Origin of the sequence: Mesorhizobium sp. M4B.F.Ca.ET.143.01.1.1, from assembly GCF_004792275.1 — a bacterium.
Taxonomy (GTDB): domain Bacteria; phylum Pseudomonadota; class Alphaproteobacteria; order Rhizobiales; family Rhizobiaceae; genus Mesorhizobium; species Mesorhizobium abyssinicae.
In genome coordinates this window covers 1-344 of record NZ_SRSR01000188.1, presented here as the reverse complement: position 1 = coordinate 344, position 344 = coordinate 1, and the positions used below count along the sequence as shown (strand labels likewise).

Annotated in this window: 1 protein-coding gene; it reads left to right on the top strand. The window is 60.2% G+C overall.

Going from position 1 to position 344, the window contains the following annotated elements; translation table 11 throughout:
* Positions 1-96: 96 nt before the first annotated feature.
* The coding region (locus EN786_RS36560) for a MucR family transcriptional regulator (protein ID WP_189524389.1) at positions 97-344 on the top strand (248 nt) is incomplete at its 3' end.

Here is a 344-nt window from a genome sequence, read left to right as displayed (position 1 = left end):
GCTATTCGCTTTTCCGGATTCGCAAACAACGCTCGCAGCGCTTTGACATTACACATCGCGTTTTTCGCGACCTTGCGGCACAAATGGAGGAACTACGTGGACGAGGACACCAGTAAGGAAGTCGACCTGCTCGAGCTCACCGCGCACATCGTATCGGCCTATGTCGCGAAGAACCGCCTGCCCGCTTCCGGCCTGGCGGATCTCATCGCCAGTGTCGCGACCTCGATCAGCGGTCTCAGCCAGCCGGCGGCGCCGGTCGCCACTCCTTTGGTCCCGGCGGTCAACCCCAAGAAGTCGGTGACGCCGGATTTCATCATCTGTCTCGAGGACGGCAAGAAGTTCGA